The 23,507-nt window shown below is 64.2% G+C and carries 22 protein-coding genes and 1 pseudogene; 15 read left to right on the top strand and 8 right to left on the bottom strand.

Annotation, left to right across the window (positions count from 1 at the left end; translation table 11 throughout):
• Nucleotides 1–6: 6 nt before the first annotated feature.
• Complete coding sequence (gene cysD, locus NLN62_RS13620; protein WP_027521786.1) at nt 7–801, bottom strand: sulfate adenylyltransferase subunit CysD; 795 nt, start codon at nt 799–801, stop codon at nt 7–9.
• Nucleotides 802–1,045: 244 nt separating this feature from the next.
• Between cysD and cysG the strand changes: the two genes are divergently transcribed.
• From cysG to NLN62_RS13560, 12 genes are all read left to right on the top strand, one after another.
• Nucleotides 1,046–2,473, top strand: a complete 1,428-nt coding sequence (cysG, locus tag NLN62_RS13615) for a siroheme synthase CysG (protein ID WP_254109119.1) — start codon at nt 1,046–1,048, stop codon at nt 2,471–2,473.
• Nucleotides 2,470–2,787, top strand: coding sequence for a DUF2849 domain-containing protein (locus NLN62_RS13610; protein ID WP_027521788.1), 318 nt, complete (start codon nt 2,470–2,472; stop codon nt 2,785–2,787). Before cysG ends, NLN62_RS13610 begins: the two co-directional genes overlap by 4 nt.
• A 10-nt stretch (nt 2,788–2,797) precedes the next feature.
• Nucleotides 2,798–4,453, top strand: a complete 1,656-nt coding sequence (locus NLN62_RS13605; protein ID WP_027521789.1) for a nitrite/sulfite reductase — start codon at nt 2,798–2,800, stop codon at nt 4,451–4,453.
• Nucleotides 4,440–4,955 carry a DUF934 domain-containing protein gene (locus tag NLN62_RS13600; RefSeq protein WP_254109118.1) on the top strand — a complete coding sequence of 172 codons (516 nt, stop codon included), beginning with the start codon at nt 4,440–4,442 and terminating at the stop codon, nt 4,953–4,955. The genes NLN62_RS13605 and NLN62_RS13600 overlap by 14 nt, the downstream gene beginning before the upstream one ends.
• Nucleotides 4,952–5,683, top strand: a complete 732-nt coding sequence (locus NLN62_RS13595; protein ID WP_027521791.1) for a phosphoadenylyl-sulfate reductase — start codon at nt 4,952–4,954, stop codon at nt 5,681–5,683. Before NLN62_RS13600 ends, NLN62_RS13595 begins: the two co-directional genes overlap by 4 nt.
• 112 nt (nt 5,684–5,795) lie before the next feature.
• On the top strand, nt 5,796–6,797 hold the full coding sequence (locus tag NLN62_RS13590) for a sulfate ABC transporter substrate-binding protein (protein WP_371932986.1): 1,002 nt from the start codon (nt 5,796–5,798) through the stop codon (nt 6,795–6,797).
• 138 nt (nt 6,798–6,935) lie between these two features.
• Nucleotides 6,936–7,772, top strand: a complete 837-nt coding sequence (cysT, locus tag NLN62_RS13585; RefSeq protein ID WP_256575918.1) for a sulfate ABC transporter permease subunit CysT — start codon at nt 6,936–6,938, stop codon at nt 7,770–7,772.
• A gap of 11 nt (nt 7,773–7,783) precedes the next feature.
• Complete coding sequence (cysW, locus tag NLN62_RS13580) at nt 7,784–8,695, top strand: sulfate ABC transporter permease subunit CysW (RefSeq protein WP_254109116.1); 912 nt, start codon at nt 7,784–7,786, stop codon at nt 8,693–8,695.
• Complete coding sequence (locus NLN62_RS13575) at nt 8,685–9,719, top strand: sulfate/molybdate ABC transporter ATP-binding protein (protein WP_027521795.1); 1,035 nt, start codon at nt 8,685–8,687, stop codon at nt 9,717–9,719. The genes cysW and NLN62_RS13575 overlap by 11 nt, the downstream gene beginning before the upstream one ends.
• Nucleotides 9,720–9,894: 175 nt before the next feature.
• Nucleotides 9,895–10,398, top strand: coding sequence for a CAP domain-containing protein (locus NLN62_RS13570; RefSeq protein ID WP_027521796.1), 504 nt, complete (start codon nt 9,895–9,897; stop codon nt 10,396–10,398).
• Nucleotides 10,399–10,477: 79 nt separating this feature from the next.
• Nucleotides 10,478–11,659 (top strand): patatin-like phospholipase family protein, encoded by a 1,182-nt coding sequence (locus NLN62_RS13565; RefSeq protein ID WP_254109115.1) that lies wholly within the window; start codon nt 10,478–10,480, stop codon nt 11,657–11,659.
• 1 nt (nt 11,660) lies between these two features.
• Nucleotides 11,661–12,449, top strand: coding sequence for a 3-hydroxybutyrate dehydrogenase (locus tag NLN62_RS13560; RefSeq protein WP_254109114.1), 789 nt, complete (start codon nt 11,661–11,663; stop codon nt 12,447–12,449).
• 204 nt (nt 12,450–12,653) lie between these two features.
• Here the strand turns inward: NLN62_RS13560 and NLN62_RS13555 are convergent, their stop codons facing one another.
• The 3 genes from NLN62_RS13555 to NLN62_RS13545 all read right to left on the bottom strand — a co-directional run bounded on the left by NLN62_RS13555 (nt 12,654) and on the right by NLN62_RS13545 (nt 16,149).
• Nucleotides 12,654–13,478 (bottom strand): sulfite exporter TauE/SafE family protein, encoded by an 825-nt coding sequence (locus tag NLN62_RS13555; RefSeq protein ID WP_027521799.1) that lies wholly within the window; start codon nt 13,476–13,478, stop codon nt 12,654–12,656.
• A gap of 233 nt (nt 13,479–13,711) precedes the next feature.
• Entirely contained in the window at nt 13,712–15,079 is a 1,368-nt protein-coding gene (locus tag NLN62_RS13550; protein WP_371932984.1) for a lipopolysaccharide biosynthesis protein, read from the bottom strand.
• Nucleotides 15,080–15,315: 236 nt separating this feature from the next.
• A complete protein-coding gene (locus NLN62_RS13545) occupies nt 15,316–16,149 on the bottom strand; it encodes a protein-disulfide reductase DsbD domain-containing protein (RefSeq protein ID WP_027521801.1) in 834 nt (277 codons plus the stop codon).
• Nucleotides 16,150–16,330: 181 nt separating this feature from the next.
• Here NLN62_RS13545 and NLN62_RS13540 point away from each other — a divergent pair, with 181 nt between their 5' ends.
• The gene (locus tag NLN62_RS13540) at nt 16,331–16,975 is read left to right on the top strand and encodes a YqgE/AlgH family protein (protein ID WP_027521802.1); all 645 of its coding nucleotides are present in this window, start codon (nt 16,331–16,333) and stop codon (nt 16,973–16,975) included.
• 168 nt (nt 16,976–17,143) lie between these two features.
• Here the strand turns inward: NLN62_RS13540 and NLN62_RS13535 are convergent, their stop codons facing one another.
• Nucleotides 17,144–18,031, bottom strand: coding sequence for a TauD/TfdA family dioxygenase (locus NLN62_RS13535; protein WP_027521803.1), 888 nt, complete (start codon nt 18,029–18,031; stop codon nt 17,144–17,146).
• A 107-nt stretch (nt 18,032–18,138) separates the two neighbouring features.
• A pseudogene (locus tag NLN62_RS13530) lies at nt 18,139–18,916 on the bottom strand (SDR family NAD(P)-dependent oxidoreductase).
• A 99-nt stretch (nt 18,917–19,015) separates the two neighbouring features.
• On the opposite strand from NLN62_RS13530, the gene NLN62_RS13525 reads away from it, so the two are divergent.
• Together NLN62_RS13525 and NLN62_RS13520 are read left to right on the top strand one after the other, a co-directional pair.
• Complete coding sequence (locus tag NLN62_RS13525) at nt 19,016–19,750, top strand: SDR family NAD(P)-dependent oxidoreductase (protein WP_254109113.1); 735 nt, start codon at nt 19,016–19,018, stop codon at nt 19,748–19,750.
• A gap of 63 nt (nt 19,751–19,813) precedes the next feature.
• Nucleotides 19,814–20,188 carry a CsbD family protein gene (locus tag NLN62_RS13520; protein WP_027521806.1) on the top strand — a complete coding sequence of 125 codons (375 nt, stop codon included), beginning with the start codon at nt 19,814–19,816 and terminating at the stop codon, nt 20,186–20,188.
• A 14-nt stretch (nt 20,189–20,202) separates the two neighbouring features.
• On the opposite strand, the gene NLN62_RS13515 is transcribed toward NLN62_RS13520, so the two are convergent.
• Complete coding sequence (locus NLN62_RS13515) at nt 20,203–21,918, bottom strand: SGNH family hydrolase (RefSeq protein ID WP_254109112.1); 1,716 nt, start codon at nt 21,916–21,918, stop codon at nt 20,203–20,205.
• 160 nt (nt 21,919–22,078) lie between these two features.
• Entirely contained in the window at nt 22,079–23,464 is a 1,386-nt protein-coding gene (locus NLN62_RS13510) for a lytic murein transglycosylase (RefSeq protein WP_254109111.1), read from the bottom strand.
• Nucleotides 23,465–23,507 lie beyond the last annotated feature (43 nt).

The following is a 23,507-nucleotide window of genomic DNA, read 5'->3' as shown; positions in this document are numbered from 1 at the left end:
CAGGGATCAGAGATAGCCGGCGACGCGCAGACGCTCGAAGGCGTCCTCGGTCTCGTGGTCGAGCGCACGGCCCGCGCGCTCCGGCACCTTGGTCTGTTCGAGCTCGATCAGGATCTCGTCGATGTTCGACGCAGTCGAATTCACCGGATTGGTGATGTCCTGATCACCCAGCGAGCGATAGCGCTTGCCGTCCTTGGCAAGATACAGCGGAATGATCGGGATGTTCTCGCGCTTGGTGTAGGCCCAGATGTCGGCCTCGGTCCAATGCAGGATCGGGTGGATGCGCAAATGGGCGCCCTGCGGCGGCGAGGCGTTGAAATGGTCCCAGAACTCCGGCGGCTGGTCGCGTACGTCCCAATTGCCCTCCAGGCCGCGCGGCGAGAACACGCGCTCCTTGGCGCGCGTCGCCTCCTCGTCGCGGCGGATGCCGGCGATCAGACCGTCGAAGCCAAATTTGGCGAGTGCCATCTTGAGGCCTTCGGTCTTGCGCGCGGCCGAGCGTGCGGCAGGCGGCAGCGTCGGATCGACGGCATCGATGGGCGGGCAGGGCTCGACGCGCAGGTCGAGATCCCATTCCTTTCCGTAATGATCGCGGAAGCGATACATCTCCGGAAACTTCTTGCCGGTGTCGACATGCAGGGCGGGGAACGGCATGCGGCCAAAGAAGGCCTTCCGCGCAAGCCAGATCATGACGTTGGAGTCTTTGCCCAGCGACCACAGCAGAGCGATCTTCTTCAACCGGGCGAAGGCCTCGCGGAAGATATAGATGCTCTGCGCTTCCAACTGGTCGAGATGGTCCATGCTGGGCGGAAGATCTGCAGAAAATTCTTGCGCGCCGACGCGCCCGATGAGGGCCGGGCTGCTCACTCCGACAGCTGCGGAATCGTCCTTGAGAAGATGCATCTCTGCCACTTTGCGTTTGGAGGCGAAAATTCTATAGTTGCGGCGCGGGAGAGAAGAAAAAATTTTCTCTTTGCGCGCTCGAAATGAGACATATATAGAAAATAATTCCAGTCAACCCCGTAATTGGGGAAGCGAGTACCGTATGCGCTTCTTGCCGGTGTTCCTCGACATCAAGACCGGTCCGGTGGTCCTCATCGGCGCCGGCGAGCTGCTGCGCGCCAAATTGCGCGTGCTCGCGGCCGCCGGCGCGCGTATCCGCGTGCATGCGACGGACGGCAATCACGACCTCAGCGGCGTCGGCGCTGATGATGCGCAACGCGTAACCTTTCTTGCCGGCGATCCGCTGACCGCTGATCTGACCGGCGTCATCGCCATAGTATGCGCAGGCGCGGGTGACATTGGCGTGGCGATGTCGGCGCGCGCGCGGTCGCTCGGGCTGCCCGTCAACGTCATGGACGATCTCGAACATTCGAGCTTCATCTTCCCCGCGATCGTCGACCGCGGCGACGTCGTGGTGGCCGTCGGCACGGGTGGCGCCTCGCCGGTCGTGGCGCGGCGCGTGCGCGAGAAGATCGAAGCGCTGCTGCCCGCCAGAATTGGCGATCTCGCCGAATTCATCGGCGGCTTCCGCAAATCCATTCATGCCGCGATTGCCGAGTTTCCGCTGCGCCGCCGCTTCTGGGAGCGCGTGATCGATGGTCCAATTGGCGCGCTGGTGCTTGCAGGCCGAAAGGCCGAAGCAGAAGCCGCGCTCAAGGCCATCGCCGATCCCTCCGCATTCGCGCTGGCGGACAAGCCGGCGGGGAACGTCGCGCTGGTCGGCGCCGGCCCCGGCGATCCCGATCTCCTCACCATCAAGGCGCTGCGCGCGCTCCAGGATGCCGACGTCGTTTTCTATGACGAGCTGGTGTCACCTGAAATCCTCGATCGTATCCGTCGCGACACGGCGCGCATTCCGGTCGGCCGCCGCGTCGGCAAGCCCGGCATCGGCCAGGACGCCATCAACAAATTGATGATCGAGGCCGCGCAGTCCGGCCAGCGTGTGGTGCGCCTGAAGGGTGGCGATTCCTTCGTATTCGGCCGCGGCGGCGAGGAAGTCGAAGCGCTGCGCGCAGCGGGCGTCGCCTATTCCATCGTGCCCGGCATTACCGCTGGTCTCGGCGCCGCTGCGGATTTCGAGGTGCCGCTCACCTATCGTCACGAAGCGCTTCGCATCACCTTCGTCACCGCGCACAAGGCGCGCGATGCCGAGACCGTGGACTGGTCGACGCTGACCGACACCAGGATGACGGTCGTCGTCTATATGGGCATGACCGCAGCACCCACGGTGCGCGAGGGTCTTCTGGCCGCCGGCCGCTCGCCGGAGACGCCGGTCGGCGTGTTCGCCCGTGTCACGCGCCCCGATGCGCAAGGCGCGATCGGCACGCTTGCCGAGTTGCCCGAGCTCGTCAAACGCCTCGACGGCGGTCCCGCCATTCTCATCATCGGCGATGTGGTCCGGCATGCCGGCGCCTTTCGCCATCAATCCCCCAGGCAAATCATCTCTGAGCTATTGGAAGCTGCCCAATGACCTCTCCGCTTGAACAAAAGAAAATCAAGATCGCCGGCCCCTCGGTGGTGACCGCCAACCGCACCTGGGATGGCATCGTGGTCTATCGTACCGCCGCCAAGGGCTGGTCCGTGGACCTGTCGGATGCCGCGATCGTGCGCAACTCGGATGAGGCCAAGGCGTTGCTAGCAGAGTCGGTAGCCGATGACGTCGGCGCAGTCGGCGCCTATATCGCGCCTGTACAGGTCGACGAGGAAGGCAAGATCCTCCCCGGAAACCTGCGTGAGCAGATCCGCCGCACCGGTGTGACCATCGGATCGCAGGCCCAGGTTTAAGGCACTCTCGATGTACGCTTACGATGAAATCGACCGCACGCTGGTCAACGAGCGGGTCTCGGAGTTTCGCGACCAGGTGAAGCGCCGCCTCTCAGGCGAGCTCACCGAGGACGAGTTCAAGATCCTGCGCCTGCAGAACGGCGTCTATCTGCAACTGCACGCCTACATGTTCCGCGTCGCGATCCCCTACGGGACGCTGTCGTCGGAACAATTGCGCCGCCTCGCGCACATCGCGCGTCGCTACGACCGCGGCTATGGCCACTTCACCACGCGGCAGAACATCCAGTTCAACTGGATCAAGCTCGCCGAATTGCCGGATGCGCTCGCCGATCTCGCCGAAGTCGGCATCCATGCGATGCAGACCTCCGGCAACAACATGCGCAACGTCACCTCGGACCAGTGGGCCGGCGTCGCGCCGGGCGAGATCGAGGATCCGCGGATCTGGTCGGAGCTGCTCCGCCAGCACACCACGCTGCATCCGGAGTTCTCGTTCCTGCCGCGCAAATTCAAGATCGCGATCACCGCGTCCGATCACGACCGCGCCGCGATCAAGATCCACGACATCGGCCTGCGCCTCGTCAAGAACGAGAAGGGCGAGACCGGATTCGAGGTGCTGGTCGGCGGCGGGCTCGGCCGCACGCCGTTCATCGCCAAGACCATCAAGCATTTCGTTCATGGCCGCGACATCCTGAGCTATGTCGAGGCGATCTTGCGCGTCTACAACCAGTACGGCCGCCGCGACAACATCTACAAGGCACGTATCAAGATTCTTGTGCACGAGCTCGGCATCGAGAAGTTTTCGCGCGAGGTCGAGGACGAGTGGCAGCACATCCGCAACTCCTCGCTCCAGATCGACGACAGCGTGATCGAGGACATCCGCTCGCGCTTCACCTATCCGGCTTACGAGAAGCTGCCGCATATGCCGGACGAGCTCCGCCAGGCCGCGGCCGATCCGGAGTTCGAGGCGTGGCGGAAGAACTCGGTGGCTCCGCACAAGGTCCAGGGCTACTCGATCGTCACGATCTCGCTGAAGCCGACCGGCGGACCTCCGGGCGATGCCACGGCCGAGCAGATGGACGCGCTCGCCGACCTTGCCGAGAAATACTCGTTCGGCGAGATCCGCGTCGGCCATGAGCAGAACCTGGCGCTGCCGCATGTCGCCAAGCGCGATCTGCCGGCCCTGTGGAAGGCGCTCGACAAGCTCGGGCTGGCCACGCCGAACGTCAACCTGATCACCGACATCATCGCCTGCCCGGGCCTGGATTATTGCTCGCTGGCGAACGCGCGCTCGATCCCGATCGCGCAGGAACTGACGCGCCGCTTTGCCAATCACGAGCTCGCCAACCTGATCGGCCGGCTGCACATCAACATCTCCGGCTGCATCAATGCCTGCGGCCATCACCATGTCGGTCATATCGGTATTCTCGGCGTCGAGAAGAACGGCGAGGAGGTCTACCAGATCACCATCGGCGGCCGCGCCGACGAGAGTGCGGCGCTCGGGACCCTGATCGGGCCCGGCGTGAAGTTCGACGAGGTCGCCGACGTCATCGAGGATGTCGTCGAGGCCTATCTGGCGCTGCGTGAGCGGCCGGAAGAACTCTTTATCGATACCGTGAAGCGCCTCGGCGTCGAACCATTCAAGGAGCGGGTTTATGCCACTCGTTAAGGGCGGAAAGATCGTCGAGGATAGTTTCGTCAAGCTCGACGTCGATGCGCCGCTGCCCGCCGCCGGCGATATCCTGGTACCTGGCGATCGCTTCCTGAAGGATGCGGCCGCCTTGCTCGCGCGTCGCGGCAAGGTCGGCGTGATCTGGCCGAACAACCGCGACATCGACGAGCTGGTGCCGTATCTCGGCAAGCTTGCCGCGGTCGCGCTGGTCTTCCCGACCTTCCGTGACGGTCGCGCCTACAGCCAGTCGCGGCTGCTGCGCGAACGCCACGACTATCGCGGCGAGCTGCGCGCAACGGGCCAAGTGCTGCGTGACCAGTTCGTGTTCATGCTGCGTGCCGGCTTCGATAGCTTCGAGGTGAAGAAGCAGGCCGATGCGGAAGCCTTTACGCAGACCGTGAAGCGCTATTCGGTGTTTTACCAGCCGACCGGCGATGGCCGCATCACGGCGCTGCATCGGCGCATGCAACTGCGCCATTCGGAAGGTGTCGGCACATGAGCGCGATCGCGCCTCAGGAATCATTGCCATCCGCGCCGGCGCTGCCGTCCACCGACGAACTGGATCGCGCGTTGCGCGATGCCTCGCCGGGGGAGGTCGTTGCTGCGGCATTGAAGGTCGTCGGCCGCGAACAATTGGCGGTCGTGTCGTCGTTCGGCACTGAGTCGGCGGCACTGCTCAAGGTGGTGGCCGACGTCGATCCGGCGATCCCGGTGGTCTTCCTCGATACCGGCTGGCTGTTCGAGGAGACGCTCGCCTATCGCGATACATTGATCGCAGCGCTCGGCCTGAAGGATGTGCGCTCGATCACGCCTCTCGAGGAAACGTTGACGCGCGAAGATCCCGACCGCGATCTCTGGTTCTCCAATCCCGACGCCTGCTGCCGGATCCGCAAAGTCGAGCCGCTGGCGCGGGCACTAAAACCGTTCGCCGCATGGATCAACGGCCGCAAGCGTTTTCAGGGCGGCGAGCGTGCCGAGATTGCGGTCGTCGAGGATGACGGCGCGCGGTTGAAGTTCAATCCGTTCGCCAATGTCTCGCGTGACGACATCAAGGCGATCTTCGCGCGTGCCAAATTGCCGCAGCACCCGCTTCAGGCCTCAGGTTTCCTGTCGGTTGGGTGTATGCCTTGCACCAGCCGCGCCGCCGAAGGCGAGGACGAGCGGGCGGGTCGTTGGCGCGGTCGCGCCAAGACAGAATGCGGCATCCACACGATGAAGATTTCGTAGCACAGCCGCGCTACGTCGCCGCAAACAAGAAAATCCGGTTCCGTTGACTTAAGAGCATTTCGACCCGAGTTATGCCCGCATGCCATCGATGACGCCGATGTCGTCGAGGTAAATGGAGATGGATATGATCCGCCGTATCGTTCCGCTCGCGGCAGGCCTCCTCTGGGCAAGCTTGGCTTTCGCTGCTGACATCAACCTCTTGAACGTGTCGTATGATCCGACGCGTGAGCTCTATGTCGAATTCAACAAGGCGTTTGCGACCGCCTATCAGAAGGAGACCGGCAAGAGCGTCGAGATCAAGCAGTCGCATGGCGGCAGCGGATCGCAGGCGCGCGCGGTGATCGACGGACTGCAGGCCGACGTGGTGACGCTCGCGCTCGCCTACGACATCGACGCGATCGCGGCCAAGGGGCTCACCGCTGCCGACTGGCAGAAGCGCCTGCCGCAGAATTCCTCGCCCTATACCTCGACCATCGTGTTCCTGGTGCGCAAGGGCAATCCCAAGGGCATCAAGGACTGGGACGACTTGATCAAGCCAGGCGTTGCCGTGATCACACCGAACCCGAAGACTTCGGGCGGCGCGCGCTGGAACTATCTTGCCGCCTGGGGCTATGCGCAGAAGAAGTTCGGCTCCGTCGACAAGACCAAGGAGTTCATTGGCAAGCTTTACCAGCAGGTGCCGGTGCTCGACACCGGCGCCCGCGGCTCGACTGTGACTTTCGTGGAGCGCGGCGTTGGCGACGTGCTGCTCGCCTGGGAGAACGAGGCGTACCTGGCCCTGAAGGAATTCGGCCCTGAGAAGTTCGAGATCGTGGCACCGCCGCTCTCGATCCTCGCCGAGCCGCCTGTCACGATTGTCGACAAGGTTGCCGACAAGAAGGGCACGCGCAGCGTGGCCGATGCCTATCTGCAATATTGGTATACCAAGGAAGGTCAGGAAATCGCCGCTCGCAATTTCTATCGTCCGCGCGATTCCGAAGTCGCGAAGAAATACGAGAATTCTTTCGCAAAAGTCGAGCTGTTCACGATCGACGACGTTTTCGGCGGGTGGACCAAGGCGCAGAAGGAACATTTCGCCGATGGCGGCGTCTTCGATCAGATCTACAAGAACTGATCGGGCGCTGTCGCAGAGCATGATCCGGAAAAGTGTGAAGCGGTTTTCCGGAAAGATCATGCTCAAACAACAACCTAAAGCGCGATGATGATTCATTCCAATCTCATCGCGCTTTAGGAGGCTTTAGCAGGGGGCCTGGTGAGCGCAATCGCAACACGACGACGGACATTGCCGGGCTTCGGTCTCACGATGGGACTGACGCTGTCCTGGCTGTCGATCATCATCCTGATTCCGCTCGCAGGCCTCTTCCTGCGCACGCTCGAGCTCAGCCCCGAGCAGTTCTGGGCCATTCTCTCCAGCCGCCGGACCCTGAACGCGTTGCGCGTCTCCTTCGGGCTCGCCTTCGCTGCGGCCTGCGTCAATCTCGTGATGGGCAGCATCATCGTCTGGGCGCTGGTGCGCTATCGCTTCCCCGGCCGGCGGCTGTTCGATGCCATCGTCGACGTGCCCTTTGCACTGCCGACCGCGGTCGCCGGCGTTGCGCTGACCTCGCTGTTTGCGGAGATGGGCTGGCTGGGTGCGCCGCTCGCAGCGCTGGGCATCAAGGTGGCGTTCACGCCGCTCGGCATCTTCATTGCGATGATCTTCATCGGCATCCCCTTCGTGGTGCGCACCGTGCAGCCGGTGCTGCAGGACCTCGATCCCGAGATCGAGGAGGCCGCCGGCAGTCTGGGGGCAAGCCGCTGGCAGACCATCATCCGCGTGATCCTGCCCTCGCTCGGGCCGGCGCTGCTGACGGGCCTGGCGCTCGCCTTCGCGCGCGCCGTCGGTGAGTACGGCTCGGTGATCTTCATCGCCGGCAATCTGCCGAACGTCTCGGAGATCGCGCCGCTCCTCATCGTGATCCGGCTCTCCGAGTTCCGCTATGCCGATGCGACCGCAATTGCGGTCGTCATGCTCATCGTGTCCTTCGTCATCATCTTCGCCGTCAACCGGTTACAGCGCTGGGCGCAGGACCGGATTCCGGTGCATTGAGGGCTGATACGATGACGATGCAGATTGCAGATTCAGTTTCGCTCTCCACGCCCGACGCGAAGGCGCGCCTGCATGCGGTCGCCGCGCGCGAAAACCTTCGTACCGAGCCGAAGGCGGTGCGCATCGCGATCATTTCCGTCGCGGTCCTCTTTCTCACCGTCTTCGTCGTGCTGCCGCTGGTCGTCGTGTTCGCGCAGGCTTTCTCCAAGGGCATCATGGCCTATCTTGCCGCGCTGTCGGAGCCGGAGGCGCTGGCCGCGATCCGACTGACGCTGCTGGTGGCGGCGATTTCGGTCGGCCTCAATCTCGTGTTCGGTCTGGTCGCGGCCTGGGCGATCGCCAAGTTCGAGTTCAGGGGCAAGACCTTCCTGATCACGCTGATCGACCTGCCGTTCTCGGTCAGTCCCGTGATCTCGGGTCTCGTCTTCGTGCTCCTGTTCGGCGCGCAGGGCTATTTCGGCGGCTGGCTGCGTGACCACAACATCCAGATCCTGTTCGCGGTGCCCGGCATTGCGCTTGCGACCACCTTCGTGACTTTCCCGTTCGTTGCGCGCGCGCTGATCCCCTTGATGCAGGAGCAGGGCACGCAGGAGGAGGAGGCTGCGATCTCGCTCGGCGCCTCGGGCCTGCAAACGTTTTTCCGCGTCACCCTGCCGAACATCAAATGGGGCGTGCTCTATGGCGTGCTGCTCTGCAATGCGCGCGCGATGGGCGAGTTCGGCGCGGTCTCCGTCGTCTCCGGCCATATCCGCGGTGAGACCAACACCATGCCGCTCTTGGTCGAGATTCTCTACAACGAATACCAGTTCGTTGCCGCGTTCGCGATCGCCTCGCTGCTCGCGATGCTGGCGCTGATCACCCTGATCGCCAAAACCATTCTCGAACGTCAGCTGGACGAAGGACACGACGCCCGTGACCATTGAAGTCAGGAATCTCGTCAAGAAATTCGGGAGCTTTGCCGCGCTCGACGGCGTCGACCTCAAGGTCGACAATGGCGAGTTGCTCGCGCTGCTCGGGCCGTCCGGTTCCGGCAAGACGACGCTGCTTCGGATCATCGCCGGCCTCGACTGGCCCGACTCCGGCGAAGTCTCCTTCAATGGCGAGGACGCGCTGGCGCGGGGTGCGCGCGAGCGTCATGTCGGTTTCGTGTTCCAGCACTACGCGCTGTTCCGCCACATGACGGTGTTCGAGAACGTCGCCTTCGGCCTGCGCGTGCAGCCGCGTGCGGTTCGGAAGGATGAGGCCGCCATCCGCGCGCGCGTAAAAGAGCTGCTCGATCTCGTGCAGCTCGACTGGCTCGCCGACCGTTATCCGAGCCAGCTTTCGGGCGGCCAGCGCCAGCGTATTGCGCTGGCGCGTGCGCTCGCGATCGAGCCGCGCATCCTGTTGCTCGACGAGCCCTTCGGTGCGCTGGATGCGAAGGTGCGCAAGGAGCTGCGCAAATGGCTGCGCTCGCTGCACCATGAGATCAACGTCACCTCGATCTTCGTCACGCACGACCAGGAGGAGGCGCTCGAAGTCGCCAACCGCGTCGTTGTGATGGACAAGGGCAGGATTGAGCAGATCGGCTCGCCCGATGATGTCTACGACAATCCGGCCACCGCCTTCGTCCATGGTTTCATCGGCGAGTCCATCGTGCTGCCGGTCGAGGTGACGGGCGGCGCGGTACGGCTCGGCGAGCGCCAGCTCAACCTGACAGCCGGAGCGACGGCGTCTGGCGCGTCAAGGCTGTTCGTGCGGCGACACGACATGCTGGTCGGGCCGCCCGGATCGGGCGCCTTCGACGGCGCCGTGCAGCATGTGCGAAATTTTGGTCCCGTTCAGCGGGCCGAGGTTTCCCTGTTCGGTGGCGAGACCATCGAGATCGACGCCCCCCGCGACAAGGAACTGCGACAAGGCGACAGGATCGGCCTTGTACCCCGCCGCTACCGGATCTTTGCGGGTTAGGAAGCCCGTCATTCCTGGGCGTGAGCGCGAACCCGGAATCTCGTGCCACAATCTCGAGATTCCGGGTCTGCGCGTCGCACAGCCCGGAATGACGTCGGTATAATTCTCTGCAAAATTCACCTTTCAGCCACGGTTGGTATGCAACAACGGCCCGTCTTTTTGGGGGCCCTGATTCATGCGCGCTGCGGCCGCAATTCTCATCGCTTTGCTTCTCGCCGGCTGCGCGGGCAACGAAGCGCCGGTCGAACAGCCGTCGATGTATGCCGACATGGCCGTACCAGGCGCGCGGCTCGATGCGCAGGCAGCCGCCGTGATGATCTCGCAGTACCGCCAGAACAACAGCCTCGGTACCCTCATCATCGATCCCGACCTGATGAAACTGGCCGAATCCCAGTCCCAGGCGATGGCGGCCGCCAACAAGATGGACCACGACGTCCGCGCGCCGCTCGCCAAGCGGCTCGCCGCCGGCGGCTATCCGGCGACCGTCGCGGTCGAGAACATCTCGGCCGGCTATCATACGCTGGCGGAAGCATTTTCCGGCTGGCGCGACTCGCCCCCGCACCGGGCCAACATGCTCAAGAGCGGTGTCACAAAATTGGGCATAGCGGCGAGCTATGCTCCGAACACCAAATACAAGGTGTTCTGGACGATGATTCTGGCATCTACCGAGCCCCGATAAGCCAGTCTTGATCCCCAAAACATTGACGCCGCCGTGAACTGGGGTCACGGTGGGCCGCCCTCATTCCATTGATCCCCTCATGACCGATCATCAAGGCCCGGCATCGAACAGAATCCCCGCCAATGCGCAGCGCGTCCTGGTGCTCCAGGGCGGTGGTGCGCTGGGCTCCTATCAAGCGGGCGCCTATCAGTCACTGTGCCATTTCGGCTTCGAGCCGGAATGGGTTGCCGGCATCTCGATCGGCGCGGTCAACGCCGCCATCATTGCCGGCAATGAGGGCCAGACCCGCGTCAAGCGGCTGAAGGAATTCTGGGAGATGGTGTCGGCGCCGGTGCCGTGGAAGCCGATCGGCAAGAGCGATCACAGCCGCGAGCTGTTCAACTCCACGAGTGCGGCGCTGATCGCGACCTTCGGCGTGCCCGGATTCTTCGTCCCGCGCGTTCCGCCCGCGCCGCTCTGGCCGCCGGGCCATCCCGAGGCGGAAAGCTATTACGACACCGGACCGCTGAAGAAGACGCTGGAGCGGCTGGTCGATTTCGACCGCATCAACGATCTGAAGACGCGCCTGTCGGTCGGCGCGGTCGGCGTCACCTCCGGCAACTTCCGCTACTTCGACAATTACGAGTTCAAGAAGCTCGGCAAGAAGATCGGCCCTGAGCACATCATGGCGTCCGGCGCGCTGCCGCCAGGCTTTCCCTCCGTCATCATCGAAGGCGAGCATTACTGGGACGGCGGCATCGCATCCAACACGCCGCTCGACTACGTGCTCGATGCCCAAATCGATCGCGACATGTTGATCTTCCAGGTCGACCTGTTCAGCGCGCGGGGCGAATTGCCGACCTCGCTGCTGGACGCCGCCGAGCGCGAGAAGGACATCCGCTATTCCAGCCGCACGCGGATGAACACCGACAAGAACAAGCAGCTGCACAATGCCCGCAGGGCGGTGCGCGACCTGATCAGCAAATTGCCGGATTATCTGAAGAACGATCCCTCCGTCGAATTCCTCGCCAAGGCGGCGCGTGAAAGTACCGTGACCGTCGTGCACCTGATCTACCGCAGCAAGAACTACGAGTCCTCGTCCAAGGACTACGACTTCTCGCATGTCGCCATGGTCGAGCATTGGGAAGCCGGTGTGCGCGACGTGCATCTGTCGATGCGCCACAAGGATTGGCTCGAAAAGCCGCAATCCGGCGAGACCATGGTGACTTACGATCTCACAGGGGACGTACCCGTGCCCCCGGCCTCAACCAGGAGTGAATGATATGGGTAGCTTGTCAGGCAAGAACGCTGTCGTGACCGGATCGACCAGCGGCATCGGGCTCGCTTATGCGCGTGCCTTTGCTGGCGCCGGCGCCAACGTCGTCATCAATGGTTTCGGCTCGCCCGAGGATATCGAGAAGGAGCGTGCCAAGATCGAGTCCGATTTCAAGGTGAAGGCGATCTATTCGCCCGCCGACATGACCAAGCCTGCCGAGATCGCCGAGATGATCGCGCTCGGCGACAAGACCTTCGGCTCGGTCGACGTCCTCGTCAACAATGCCGGCATCCAGTTCGTCTCGCCGATCGAGGAATTCCCGCTCGAGAAGTGGGACCAGATCATCTCGATCAACCTGTCTTCGGCTTTCCATGCCATCCGCGCCGCGGTGCCCGGCATGAAGAAGAAGGGCTGGGGCCGTATCATCAACACGGCGTCGGCGCATTCGCTGGTCGCCTCGCCCTTCAAGTCGGCCTACGTCTCGGCCAAGCACGGCATCGCCGGCCTCACCAAGACCGTGGCGCTCGAAGTTGCGACCCACAAGATCACCTGCAACTGCATCAGCCCCGGCTATGTCTGGACGCCGCTGGTCGAGAAGCAGATTCCGGACACGATGAAAGCGCGCAATCTGACGCGCGAGCAGGTCATCCATGACGTTCTGCTCGACGCGCAGCCGACGAAAGAGTTCGTCACCTCCGAGCAGGTGGCGGCGCTGGCGCTGTTCCTGTGCAGCGACGATGCCGCGCAGATCACCGGCACCAACCTCTCGATCGACGGCGGCTGGACGGCGGAGTAAATCCACTCTCTGTCATGCCCCGCGAAGGCGGGGCATCCAGTACGCCGCGGCCTATCGATTCAATCACAGCCGTCTCGGAGTACTGGATCGCCCGGTCCCGTCTCCGCCAAGGCTCCGACGAGGCTCGCGATGCAGGCGCGCCGAAGCTTCAGCGAAGGCGGCAAGCCGGGCGATGACAGCGAGAGTTGTGCGGCCGTTCTGTGTTCAATGCGTCCAGGCCAGCGCGGTCACGATCGCGGACGACAGGTTCAGCTCGGCAAACATGATCTTGCCTGAGACCACGAAGAGGACGCTGGCAAGCGTCAGGCGAAGCACCGTCTCCGGCACGCGCGTCGCGCTGAAGCTGCCGAGCACGATGCCGGGCAGCGAGCCCATCAGCAGCACGCCCATCAGCGCCCAATCCACGTCACCAAGCGCCCAGTGTCCGGTGCCGGCCACCAGCGTCAGCGGGACGGCGTGTGCGATGTCGGAGCCGACGATGGTCGCCATCGGCAGGCGCGGATAGAGCAGGAGCAGCACGGTCACGCCGACCGCGCCGGCACCGACCGACGAAATCGAGACCAGCACGCCCAGCACGGCACCGGTGACCACGGTCGCGATCGCGGTGGCGCGGTCCTCGACGCGCTCGAGCGAGTGGCGCCAGCGATCCATGATCGTCTTGCGGAAGATCAGCGAGGTTGCGGTGAGCAGCAGCGCGAAGCACAGCACCAGATTGACCAGGCTGCGCTCGGTGTCGCTCTTGAGATCGAGCTTCCAAAGCACGAACAACGTCAGCGCACTCGCCGGAATGCTGCCGCACGCTAGCCGCAGCACCGCGGGCCAATGCACGCTGCGCGACCAGCCATGCACCACGCTGCCGCCCGTCTTGGTGCCGGCGGCGTAGAGCAGGTCGGTCCCGACCGCGGTCGACGGGTGGACACCGAACAACAGGATCAGCAGCGGGGTCATCAGCGAGCCGCCGCCAACGCCGGTCATACCGACAAGCAGGCCGACGCCGAATCCTGAAGCGACGTAGAGCGGGTCAATCATGTCTTGGCGAGTCTAGGTTTATCTCGTTGGTCAAGCAATACGCGTAGAATAAAGTTGCTGCTGACGGCAATGCACCGCGGAAAAATAAGAAGAAACCATGCGTGGATTGGAGATTGGTGGTGATTTTTGCCCAAATGTCCCCTCCCCACGAAATGACCGTTTTGCGGTGCAGGGCCAAGTCAAACGAAGAAGGGGCTGAAAAGGTTCCGCTCGGGAGAGGCGTTTTTTGCCGTCTATCGGCCGAACGCCAGCACGTGCAGGCCGAGCCGCTGCCGCACGATCCAAAACAACAGCACGGTCTCGAAGGTGAGGGAGATCGAGGTCGCGGCGGCCGCGCCGTGGCCGCCGAAGCGCCGCACCATTGCGATGCAGAGGATGACGTTCATCACGAAGGCGAGCGCGTAGGCGAGCGCGCAGATCTTCTGGTGACCGAGCATGTTGAGGAGACGCTCGACCGGCCCGATCGCGGCGCGTACCACGAGCCCGATCGCGGCGATGAACATGATGTCGTAGCCGATCACGAATTGCGGTCCGAACAGCCAGAGCAGCGGCTTGCCGAGCGCCAGAAGCACGGCGGTCGCGGCGAGCGAGGGCCAGAAGGTCCAATTGATGGCGTGCGTGACATAGGCCGACAGGCGCGTCTTGTCGCCGAGCGCGTTGTATTCGGCAAAGCGATGCGCCGTCGTTGCCGACATAGCGTAGTGGATGAAGGACACCAGCGCCAGCGTCTTCACCACGGCGAAATAGACGCCGACCTCGTCGGAGGGACGGAATTGCTGGAGCACCAGCACGTCGGTGTAGGACAACAGCAGGTAAAAACTCTCGACCAGCAGGATCGGCAGCGAGATCGCAAGCCAGCCGCCAACGTCGTAGGCCTTGGGGCCGTCCTCGACATGATCGGCGAGCTTGCGGTTGAGCACCACCATCTGGCTGGTCATGGCGATCCACACCGCAGCCGCACTCGCCACCATCGCGGCGATCGCGCCGAGATGAAAGCCGAGCAGGAAGGCGGACGCGGTGATGCCAATGATCAGCGCCTGACGAATGATGAATTGCGGCATCAGGCCGAGCTGCATCCAGTCATGCGCGCGCGCAATGCCGTCCTGGGTGTTGGCGACCACGAAGGCCGGCAGCGTCATGCAACCGATATAGAGCGGCAGCCGTGCGGCCGGATCGATCCATGGCGAGAGCAGGAGGACGACGCCGGCGAGCGCAAGCGAGACCAGGGCCGAGACCACGAAGGTCAGCCAGCGGCTGCCGGAGAGGAAGCCGCGCAGCAGCGCGTGTTCGCCGCTGGTGCGGTATTCCGGAATGATTTTCTGTGCGGAAGCCGAGATGCCGAAATCCATCATGCTGCCGAGCAGCAGCACCCAGGTCCAGACATAGACATAGACGCCGTAGTCGGACGTGCCCATCCAGCGCGCCAGCAGGATCTGCGAGAGATAGGCAAGACCTGCGCTGATCACGCGGATGAGGAAGATGGTACCTGCGAGCCGGCGCGTCAGCGACGCCTCGCTGGTGCCGCCGGTCAACTTGCCGCGCAGCCGCGCAATCAGGCCGGCCGGCCCGGTCCTTGCGGGTTCTGCATCCATCACGGTCACGTCGAGATCCCCAGGCGTCCCGCATGCTGCGGCAGCCTTCCGACTAGCAACCATTCGTTAAGATTTGGTTGGGTGGCCCCCGCGTGGTCGTCCTGGCGCAAACCAGGACCCATTACCCCAGGCAGAAGTTATTGGAAGGGAGATAACAGCCACCGTGCCGTCAAGCTGCCGCCGGTGGTAATGGGTCCTGGATCTGCGCTCCGCTTCGCTGCGCTTGTCCAGGACGACGCGACGGGTCAATCGAGGTTGATATTGAACTCGTACGACTTCTCCGGCCCCACCAGCGTGAACTTCAACGCGGCACCGTCGGGCTTGGCGCCGGGCGGCAGGCCGTCGAGTTCGAAGGCGAAGCGCTTGACGCCCGCCGGGCTATGCTCAACGGGTGAGGGGACCGGCAGCGCCCAGTCGGGCGTCGGCCCCTCCACGAACAGGTTGACGTCGCGCCCATCGGGCGTGGCCACGTCGACCAGCACCTTCGTCGCGCCCTCGCGCTTGACGTCGCGGATGGTCAGCGGAACGGGATCGCCGACATTGGCGGGCTTCGGCACCGTGTCGAGCGCCGCGAACAGCGCGCCGTCCTCGGTCGAGGCGACGCTGTTGAAGCCGAGCTCGGCGCTGGCCTCGACGGGGATACAGAGCTTTTCGCAGACCGCGTAATTGATTTCGGCGCGCAGGGTCACGGGCTTGTCCGGGACCTTGGCGACGATGCGCAGCGGCAGCACGATCTGGTCGTGATAGCCGATCGAATGGCCACCGGCGCCATCGTCGAATTTCAGCGGCGCCGGCCACAGCACGGTCACAGCTTCGACATTTTCGGACTTGGAGAAGTCGAAACGCGGCGGAACGCCGGAATCGCCAGGCGTGCGCCAATAAGTCTTCCAGCCGTGCTGAAGCTGGAATGCGATGCCGCCGAGCAGCACCGGGCCGCTGCGCGATCCCGCCAAAAGGCGCACGGCGGAATGGCCGTCGCGCTGCCAGGGCGAGGCGTCGTCGGCGCGCGAGGGCTGCGCGGACACGAGCAAGGTTACGGCGACGATGGTCGCGGCGTGCTTGGGAACCATGGTGAGCATAGCACGTCTTTACAGGGTCGGTCCGGCGCAAACCATTGAATTGCTTGTGATGGACGCATCGGAATTGGCTTTGGAATTTGGCTTGGGAGTTAGGCGTGGGGAATTCGGTCCATGCAAGCCTTGATTTGACAGCGGGCAAGCCCGACATCAGGATATGAACCGAGAGGGGAGTGCTTCACCGATGGGTTCTGCAGGCAAGAGAACTGGCGACAGCACCCCGGCGACCGGCCCCGCCGTCCCCAATTCGGCGGGCTATCTCGACGGGCGGCTCTTGATCGCCATGCCGGTCATGGGCGACCCGCGCTTCGAGCGCTCGGTGATCTATCTCTGCGCCCATTCGGCCGAGGGCGCGATGGGCATCATCGTCAATCATCCCGCTGGCAGCATCGATTTTCCGGAGCTGCTGGAGCAACTCGGTATCATCAAGAAGGGCGCGCAGATCGAGCTGCCGGAGAACGCCGAGAGCATGAAGGTATTGCGCGGCGGCCCGGTCGATACGGGGCGCGGCTTCGTGCTGCATTCCAGCGACTTCTACATCGAGAACGCGACGCTGCGAATCGATGACGGTGTCTGCCTCACCGCGACCGTCGACATCCTGCGCGCGATCGCCAACGGCTCCGGCCCGAAGCGTGCCATCCTTGCGCTCGGCTATGCCGGCTGGGCGCCGGGTCAGCTCGAGACCGAGATCCAGAGCAATGGCTGGCTGCATTGCGACGCGGATGCGGATCTGATCTTCGGTGATGACGTCGAAGACAAGTACGCGCGCGCCTTGCGCAAGATCGGCATCGATCCCGGCATGCTCTCGAACGAGGCGGGGCACGCGTAGGTGCGCGCTCGCTGTCATGCCCCGCCACCGGGTCTCGCCTTCGGCGAGCCCGATGACAGGCTCCGGCGGGGCATCCAGTACGCCGTGGCTTATCGATTCTAACACGACCGTCTCGGAGTACTGGATCGCCCGGTCAAGCCGGGCGATGACGCTGTTCATCAGAAAAACCTACTCCGCCGCCTGCTGCTGCACCGTCGGCTCGGTGCCCGCGACCGTCGCGCGGCGCATGTCGCGGGGCTGCGACTGGTCGTAGCGCCGCACGCGGTGCATGGTCTGGCGGTTGTCCCACATCACGAGATCATGCAGCTTCCATTTGTGCACGTAGACGAATTCTCCTTGCGTCGCGTGCTCGTTGAGATCGCGCAGCAGCAGCCGGCCTTCGGGCACGCTCATGCGCACGATCTTGCCGGCATGTGAGGACAGGTACAGCGACTTGCGGCGATGCACCGGGTGCGTGCGCACCAGGCGCTGCAATACCGGTTTGAACATCGCCTTCTCCTCGTCGCTATATTCGGTGAAGCCGAGCGAGCCGCGCGAATACATCAGCGAATGCTCGCAGATCATATCCTCGATCTCCGCCTTGGTTTCGTCATCGAGCGCGTCATAGGCCGCACGCATGTCGGCGAATTCGGTGTTGCCGCCCTTCGGGTTCACCACGCGCGCCGACAGCAGCGAGAACTTTGCAGGGATTGGGCGAAACGAGCTGTCGGAATGCCAGAGGCAATTGCCGAGATTGAACAGATGCGTGCGGCTGTCTTTCGCCAGCGGTTTGCCGTCCTTGCCGAGATTGCTGACATCGTTCAGGCCAGAGCTGAGACGATAGTCCTTCTCCTTGGTGACGGTGCCGCCGCGCGCGTCCTCGCGCTGGCCGAAGTTCAGCGCAAAAGCCATCTGCTGCTCATCGGTGATGTCCTGGTCGTGAAAAACCAGCACCGCGTATTTGTCCATCGCAGCCTCGATCTGGCGCGCCTCATCCGTCGTGAGCGGCTGGCGCAGATCGAGGCCCGAAACCTCGCCGACAAAATGCTTCTGAAGCTGCCGGATGGCGATCGTCATTGCGATTCTCCTGGCGTTCTCCCGGGGCGTGCGAGCGGTTTGCCCGCTCTGTTGGCGAAAAGGCTATCCCCGCGCCTGCCGATGTCAACGCTGTGCGCGCATGGCTCTCACGCGTTCCGTGCCATCAAGCCGCCGTCGACCGGGATCACCGCGCCGGTCAGGAACGAGGCTGCCGGCAGGCACAGGCTCAGGGTCATGTGCGCGACCTCCTCGGGATCGCCGTAACGCCCGAGTGCGGTGCGGCGCTTGGCGTAGATCGTCTTGTGCTCTTCCGGAATCCGGTCGGTGATCGCGGTGCGGATCGGCCCCGGACAGATGCAGTTCACGGTGATGCCCTCGCGGCCGAGCTCGACGGCGAGTGAGCGCGTCAGGCTCGCAACGCCGCCCTTGGCGGCTGAATAGGGGCTGTGCAGCGCGGTAGCGCCGAGCGCCTCGGTGGAGGCGATGTTGACGATGCGCGGGCTCTTCGATTTGCGCAGGTAGGGCAGGGCGGCGCGGACGATGCGCGGATGCGCCGTCAGCATCACCGCGATACCCTTGGCCCAGGCGTCTTCGTAACTTTCGTCGTCGATCGCGACGCGCACGGAAATGCCGGCATTGTTGACGACGATGTCGAGCCCGCCGAAATGCGCGGCGACGTCGCCCACCACGCGGCTGATCTCCTTGGCGTTGGCAACATCGAGCTTCCACGCCTCGGCAGAGCCGCCGCTCGCGGTGATCTCCCTGGCGACGGCTTGCGCGCCATCCGGCTCGTAGTCGGTCACGGCGACATTGGCGCCTTCCGCGCCGAACACGCGTAGTCGCGCGCCCCATGCCGCTTGCCGCGCCCGTAATGAGAACGGTCAGTCCCCTGACGGACCGGCTGAGCTGCTTGAACTCTGGCATGCTGCTTCCCCGCGCCTGCTCGCTTATTGTTGTCTCATTGACAAGGCTGGCATCGATCCGCACACACGTCAAACAAAGCAAAAGCAAAGGGAGGCCGCGATGAACGAGCTCGATTTCTCAGGTAAGCAGGTGCTGGTCGTCGGCGGTTCCAGCGGCATCGGTAACGGCATCGCACAGGCGTTTCGTGCAAAGGGCGCACAAGTCGCGGTCTGCGGCACCCGCGCACATGCGAAGGACTATTCAGCGGAAGAAGGCTCGGATCTCACCGGTCTCGTTTACGCCCAGCTCGATGTCAGCGATGCCAGGGCGATCGACGCGTTCAAGCCGTCGTTCGAACGTCTCGACGTGCTGGTGCTGGCACAAGGCGCAGTGATCTATCGCCGCGGCGAATTCGAGATGGCCGGCTTCCGTAGGGTGCTCGAAGTCAATCTCATGAGCCTGATGGCCTGTGCCACGCGCTTTCATCCCATGCTGCGGGATTCGGGGGGATCGCTGATCATCGTCTCCTCGACTGCGGCCTATCACTCCACCATGGGCAATCCGGCCTACAATGCCTCGAAGACCGGCGCGGTCGGATTGACGCGGACGCTGGGCGAGGCCTGGGCCGAGGACGGCATCCGCGTCAACGGCATCGCGCCGGGGCTCGTCGATACCAAGATGACCAAAGTCACGACCTCCAATCCGCAGCGGCTCGAGGGCGCGCTGTCACGCATTCCGCTGCGGCGATTGGGCACGCCGGCTGACATGGCGGGTGCGGCCTTGTTCCTGGCTTCGCCGTTGTCGTCCTACATCATCGGCCAGACCATCGTCGTCGACGGCGGGCTCATTCTCTAAAGCGAATGCGGAACCGCGCTGCGGCTGATCGGTTACTTGGGCTGACCCTCGAGGAGGACCAACATGGACAACGATCGGATTGCCGGATCAGCCAAGGAGTTTGCCGGACGCGTCGAAGGTGCGGTCGGTGAGATGACGGGAGACGCGAAGACGCAGGCCTCGGCCAAGGCGCGCGAAGCGGCCGGCACCGTGCAGAACCTGTACGGCCAGGCGAAGGATGCCGCGCGTGATGCCACGGATAGCGCTGCCGGTTACGCGAAGGGCGCCTATGAAGCTGGCCAGGATACATTCCGCGACGGGACGCAGGCACTTGCAAAGAGAGTGCAGGCGAACCCGATCGGCGCGCTGCTGGTCGCCGGCGGCATTGGCTTTGCGCTCGCGCTGTTGATGTCGCGGCCAGCCCGCCGCCCGCCGCCGCGCTGGCGCTACTACAGCTAGCCTACACGAGCCGACTATCGCGGCGCATAGAATTCCGCCGATCGCCCAACGTTGCCCGGCGGACGCGGGATCGCCGGATTGGGATTCGGATTGCGCGGCGGCTGCGGCGCCAGTTGACGCGGCGGCGATGGCGAACCGAAGCCGAAGAAATCGCGCAACGACGGTGACGGCGTTGCCTGTGCCGGTTGCTGCACCGGCGGCTTCTTCGGCGCGAGCTTTGGCGGGGCGATCGCGGCAGCAGCAGCATTCGGCGCAGTCCCCGCGGTTGGATTGGCAGCGCCGCCCTCAGGCGTCGTCGCCGCGACCGGCGTATCGCCCTTGGCCTGCTCGCGACCGACCTCGCGCCGTGGCCAGGCATAGTCGTCGGCGCGGCCTGCCGGAGGCGTCAGCGGCTCGCCCTTCACCAGCGTCTTGGCCGCGAGTGCATCGACGGCGGCCGGACGCGATCCCGGTCCGCCCAACAATTGATCGGCGGAGATCGAGGCCGCAACCAGCGGCACGATCGGCCCGGCAAGCGGCCGCGGCGCGGGCTTGCCGGGCTCGGCGCTGGTGTCCGGCGTTGCCGGCTCGCTCGGCAGTGCGATCGGGCCTGAGCGCCCCGCCAGCAGACGCGTAATCTCGCGCTCGACATAGTGCGCGAGCTTGCGTGCGCCGGCCTTGGTGAAATAGACGCCATCAGAGGTACGGAGCTGACGGATCTGGCCTTCGAAGTCGGGGCCCTTCTGGAGGAAGCGGCCTGCTTCATCGACAAAGCCGTCCCAGACGTCGACATAGGTGATGCCGGCCTTGGCCGCGCCTTCGCGATAGAGCGAGTCCAGGAACAGCATGTCCGCCGTACCCTTCGGACCGCGAATTGCGGGCAGGCCGACCCAGAGCACCGGCACGCCCTTGGCTTTGAGCACGCCGATCAGCTCCTCGATTTTCTTGCCGTAGAGCTCGACCCAGCGGTCGTCGCGGAATTCATAGAGCCCGTTCGGCGAGCGCGCGGTCTTTTCCGGCGCCGCGGTCTGCGGCGCATCGGCATTGTCGGCGTCGTCCTGCGGCAGGTCGGTGTCTGCCGGCTTGTCGTCGGGTTTGGCGGCCGCATCCGGGCCGGGCTTGGTGTCGGTCTTGGCGTCGCCCGGCTTGCCTTGCGGCTTGGCGCGCGCACCCTTGTCGTTCTTCTTGTCGGCAGGCTTGTCGGATTTGTCCGCCGCCGGCTCGCGGATCGCCAGACGGTCGTTAAGGCCGAGCATGATAACGATGACGTCGGGCTTCTCGGTTTCGAGAATGCCCTTGGCTGCGGCGGCCCAGTCCGAGGGCTCACCCTTTGGCTGGTACTTGATCAGGCCGGACGAGGTCTTGTGCTTGCGGATCACGCCCATGTCGGGCTGCTCGGTGTAGGCGTCTTCCAAACCATAGGCGAGCCAGTCCGCCATGGCGTCGCCGATCACCAGCACATTGCGCTCGGCGACCGTATCGCGCTTGGCCGGTGCCGGCGCGCGAGAAAAATCCTGGCGAGGTGCTTGCTGCTGTGGCTGCTGGAAGGGCGCGAAGAAGTCGCCGCCGAACCAGCCGCCGCCTCCGCTGCGCGGCGGCGCGGGCCGCGACGGTCCGCCGAAGCCGGGGAAGTTGAAGAACTGCGCTGACGCAGGGCCGGCCACCGACACCATGATCGCAAGCGCCGTCCCCAGCGCGATCAACGGGCCGGTCTCGGTCAGGGCCTTGAAAAATGATTTCGGCTTCGACATGCGGTTCTGAGGCGCGCGCCACGGTTTCGGAATAGGCTCGATATAATAACGGAATCGGGCCGCAAACGGGCAGATTTGATTGCGCCATACACCGGGGAACTGCCGCCCTCGTCAAGGGCGGAGGCCGGATTTCGTGTTCAGGGTTACTTTCGGGACGGATTTATCGCCCGCGCAGCCGTTCCAGCATGTCGGAGGAGGCAAATCCGTCCGCGGGAGCCCCGATCGAGGCCTGGAAGTTGCGCAGGGCGTCCCGGGTCTGGCCGCCGAACTGGCCGTCAGGTGTGCCCTTGTAGAAGCCACGCTGGGCCAGGAGTTGCTGCAATTCCAGCCGCTCGGCGCGGGACAGTTCCCGCTCCTGCCGCGGCCAGGGCTGCACGAAGGGCTGGCCGCCCCGCAGCCGGTCGGCGAAATGGCCGATCGCCAGCGCATAGGCCTCGGCCGGGTTGTACTTCATGATCACGCGGAAATTCTGGAGCATCAGGAAGCCCGGCCCTTGTGCCCCGGCGGGCGTCAGCAGATAGGCTTTGTCGGCCGCCTGCGGGAAGGGCTGGCTGGTCGCGCGCTTGATCCCAAGCTTCTCCCACTGCGCGATCGTCATTGCCTTGGCCCGATCCGCCAGCATGTAGTTGAAGCCCTGCGGCACCACGACCTCGTAGCCCCAGCTCGCGCCGCTCTGCCAGCCGTCCTTCTTCAGATTGTTGGCGGTGGAGGCGATCAGGTCGGCCGGATTGTCGACCACGTCGCGCCTTCCGTCGCCATCGGCATCCACTGCAAAGCGCTTGAACGCGGTCGGCATGAATTGCGTCGGGCCGAACGCGCCGGCCCAGGAGCCGCGCATCTGATCAGGGTTCAGATCGCCACGGTTGAGGATCTCCAGCGCGGAGAGGAATTCGTCCCTGAAATAGGCCTGGCGGCGGCCGATGCAGGCCAGCGTCGCAGTGGATTGCAGCACGCTGCGGTCGCCCATCTGGGTCGAGTAGTTGGATTCGATGCCCCAGATCGCCGCGATGATATAGCGGTCGACGCCGTAGGCTTTCTCGGTGGCGTCGAACTGCGCCTTGTACTTGGCGAGGATCTCCTTGCCCTTGGCGAGGCGGTTGTCGTTCACGAGGATGTCGAGATAGTCCCAGATCGACTTGGTGAACTCCGGCTGCGAATCCAGCAGATCCATGATGCGCAGGTCGGGCGTGAGCCCGGCGGTGAAGCGCTGAAAATTCTCCTGCGTGATGTTGCGACGTGCGGCATCAGGCCACATCGATGCAACGCAATTGTCAAAATTGGCGGCGGCCTCGCGGATCGCGGCTGCAGTCATCAGGGGATGGCCGGAAGCGCCGTCCTCGCCGCTCCAAGATTGACTTCCCGCCTGCGCGCCGCCTTGGGCCGGCGCGGGCTGCGTAGACGACGGGGTTTGGCCGGAAAAAATGCCGCCGAACAGGTTGGACAGGCCGTTTGATCCCTGCGCGCGCGCCTGAAGCGGGCACAGGAGGGCGGCCGCAACCAGGGTTGCGCCGGTCAGTCCTGCAAGTCCTGCCATCGATCGCGTCATGTCCCACCTGTGCGGCCAAAATCCGGCTGCAGGAGGCCCTTGT

Source organism: Bradyrhizobium sp. CCGUVB23 (assembly GCF_024199885.1).
In the GTDB taxonomy this organism is placed as follows: Bacteria; Pseudomonadota; Alphaproteobacteria; order Rhizobiales; family Xanthobacteraceae; genus Bradyrhizobium.
Note: the sequence above shows the minus strand (reverse complement) of the source record. Positions and strands in the feature narration are given on the sequence as shown.

Coding starts and splice junctions, on each gene's coding strand:
- NLN62_RS13610 (WP_027521788.1), top strand. CDS start 2,470: ATGACCTCTCCGCTTGAACAAAAGAAAATCAAGATCGCCGGCCCCTCG.
- NLN62_RS13555 (WP_027521799.1), bottom strand. CDS start 13,478: ATGATTGACCCGCTCTACGTCGCTTCAGGATTCGGCGTCGGCCTGCTT.
- NLN62_RS13565 (WP_254109115.1), top strand. CDS start 10,478: ATGACCGATCATCAAGGCCCGGCATCGAACAGAATCCCCGCCAATGCG.
- cysG (WP_254109119.1), top strand. CDS start 1,046: ATGCGCTTCTTGCCGGTGTTCCTCGACATCAAGACCGGTCCGGTGGTC.
- NLN62_RS13605 (WP_027521789.1), top strand. CDS start 2,798: ATGTACGCTTACGATGAAATCGACCGCACGCTGGTCAACGAGCGGGTC.
- NLN62_RS13535 (WP_027521803.1), bottom strand. CDS start 18,031: ATGACGATCGCCATCCGGCAGCTTCAGAAGCATTTTGTCGGCGAGGTT.
- NLN62_RS13545 (WP_027521801.1), bottom strand. CDS start 16,149: ATGCTCACCATGGTTCCCAAGCACGCCGCGACCATCGTCGCCGTAACC.
- cysW (WP_254109116.1), top strand. CDS start 7,784: ATGACGATGCAGATTGCAGATTCAGTTTCGCTCTCCACGCCCGACGCG.
- NLN62_RS13570 (WP_027521796.1), top strand. CDS start 9,895: ATGCGCGCTGCGGCCGCAATTCTCATCGCTTTGCTTCTCGCCGGCTGC.
- NLN62_RS13520 (WP_027521806.1), top strand. CDS start 19,814: ATGGACAACGATCGGATTGCCGGATCAGCCAAGGAGTTTGCCGGACGC.
- NLN62_RS13515 (WP_254109112.1), bottom strand. CDS start 21,918: ATGTCGAAGCCGAAATCATTTTTCAAGGCCCTGACCGAGACCGGCCCG.
- NLN62_RS13595 (WP_027521791.1), top strand. CDS start 4,952: ATGAGCGCGATCGCGCCTCAGGAATCATTGCCATCCGCGCCGGCGCTG.
- NLN62_RS13525 (WP_254109113.1), top strand. CDS start 19,016: ATGAACGAGCTCGATTTCTCAGGTAAGCAGGTGCTGGTCGTCGGCGGT.
- NLN62_RS13510 (WP_254109111.1), bottom strand. CDS start 23,464: ATGACGCGATCGATGGCAGGACTTGCAGGACTGACCGGCGCAACCCTG.
- cysD (WP_027521786.1), bottom strand. CDS start 801: ATGGACCATCTCGACCAGTTGGAAGCGCAGAGCATCTATATCTTCCGC.
- NLN62_RS13560 (WP_254109114.1), top strand. CDS start 11,661: ATGGGTAGCTTGTCAGGCAAGAACGCTGTCGTGACCGGATCGACCAGC.
- NLN62_RS13540 (WP_027521802.1), top strand. CDS start 16,331: ATGGGTTCTGCAGGCAAGAGAACTGGCGACAGCACCCCGGCGACCGGC.
- NLN62_RS13600 (WP_254109118.1), top strand. CDS start 4,440: ATGCCACTCGTTAAGGGCGGAAAGATCGTCGAGGATAGTTTCGTCAAG.
- NLN62_RS13590 (WP_371932986.1), top strand. CDS start 5,796: ATGGAGATGGATATGATCCGCCGTATCGTTCCGCTCGCGGCAGGCCTC.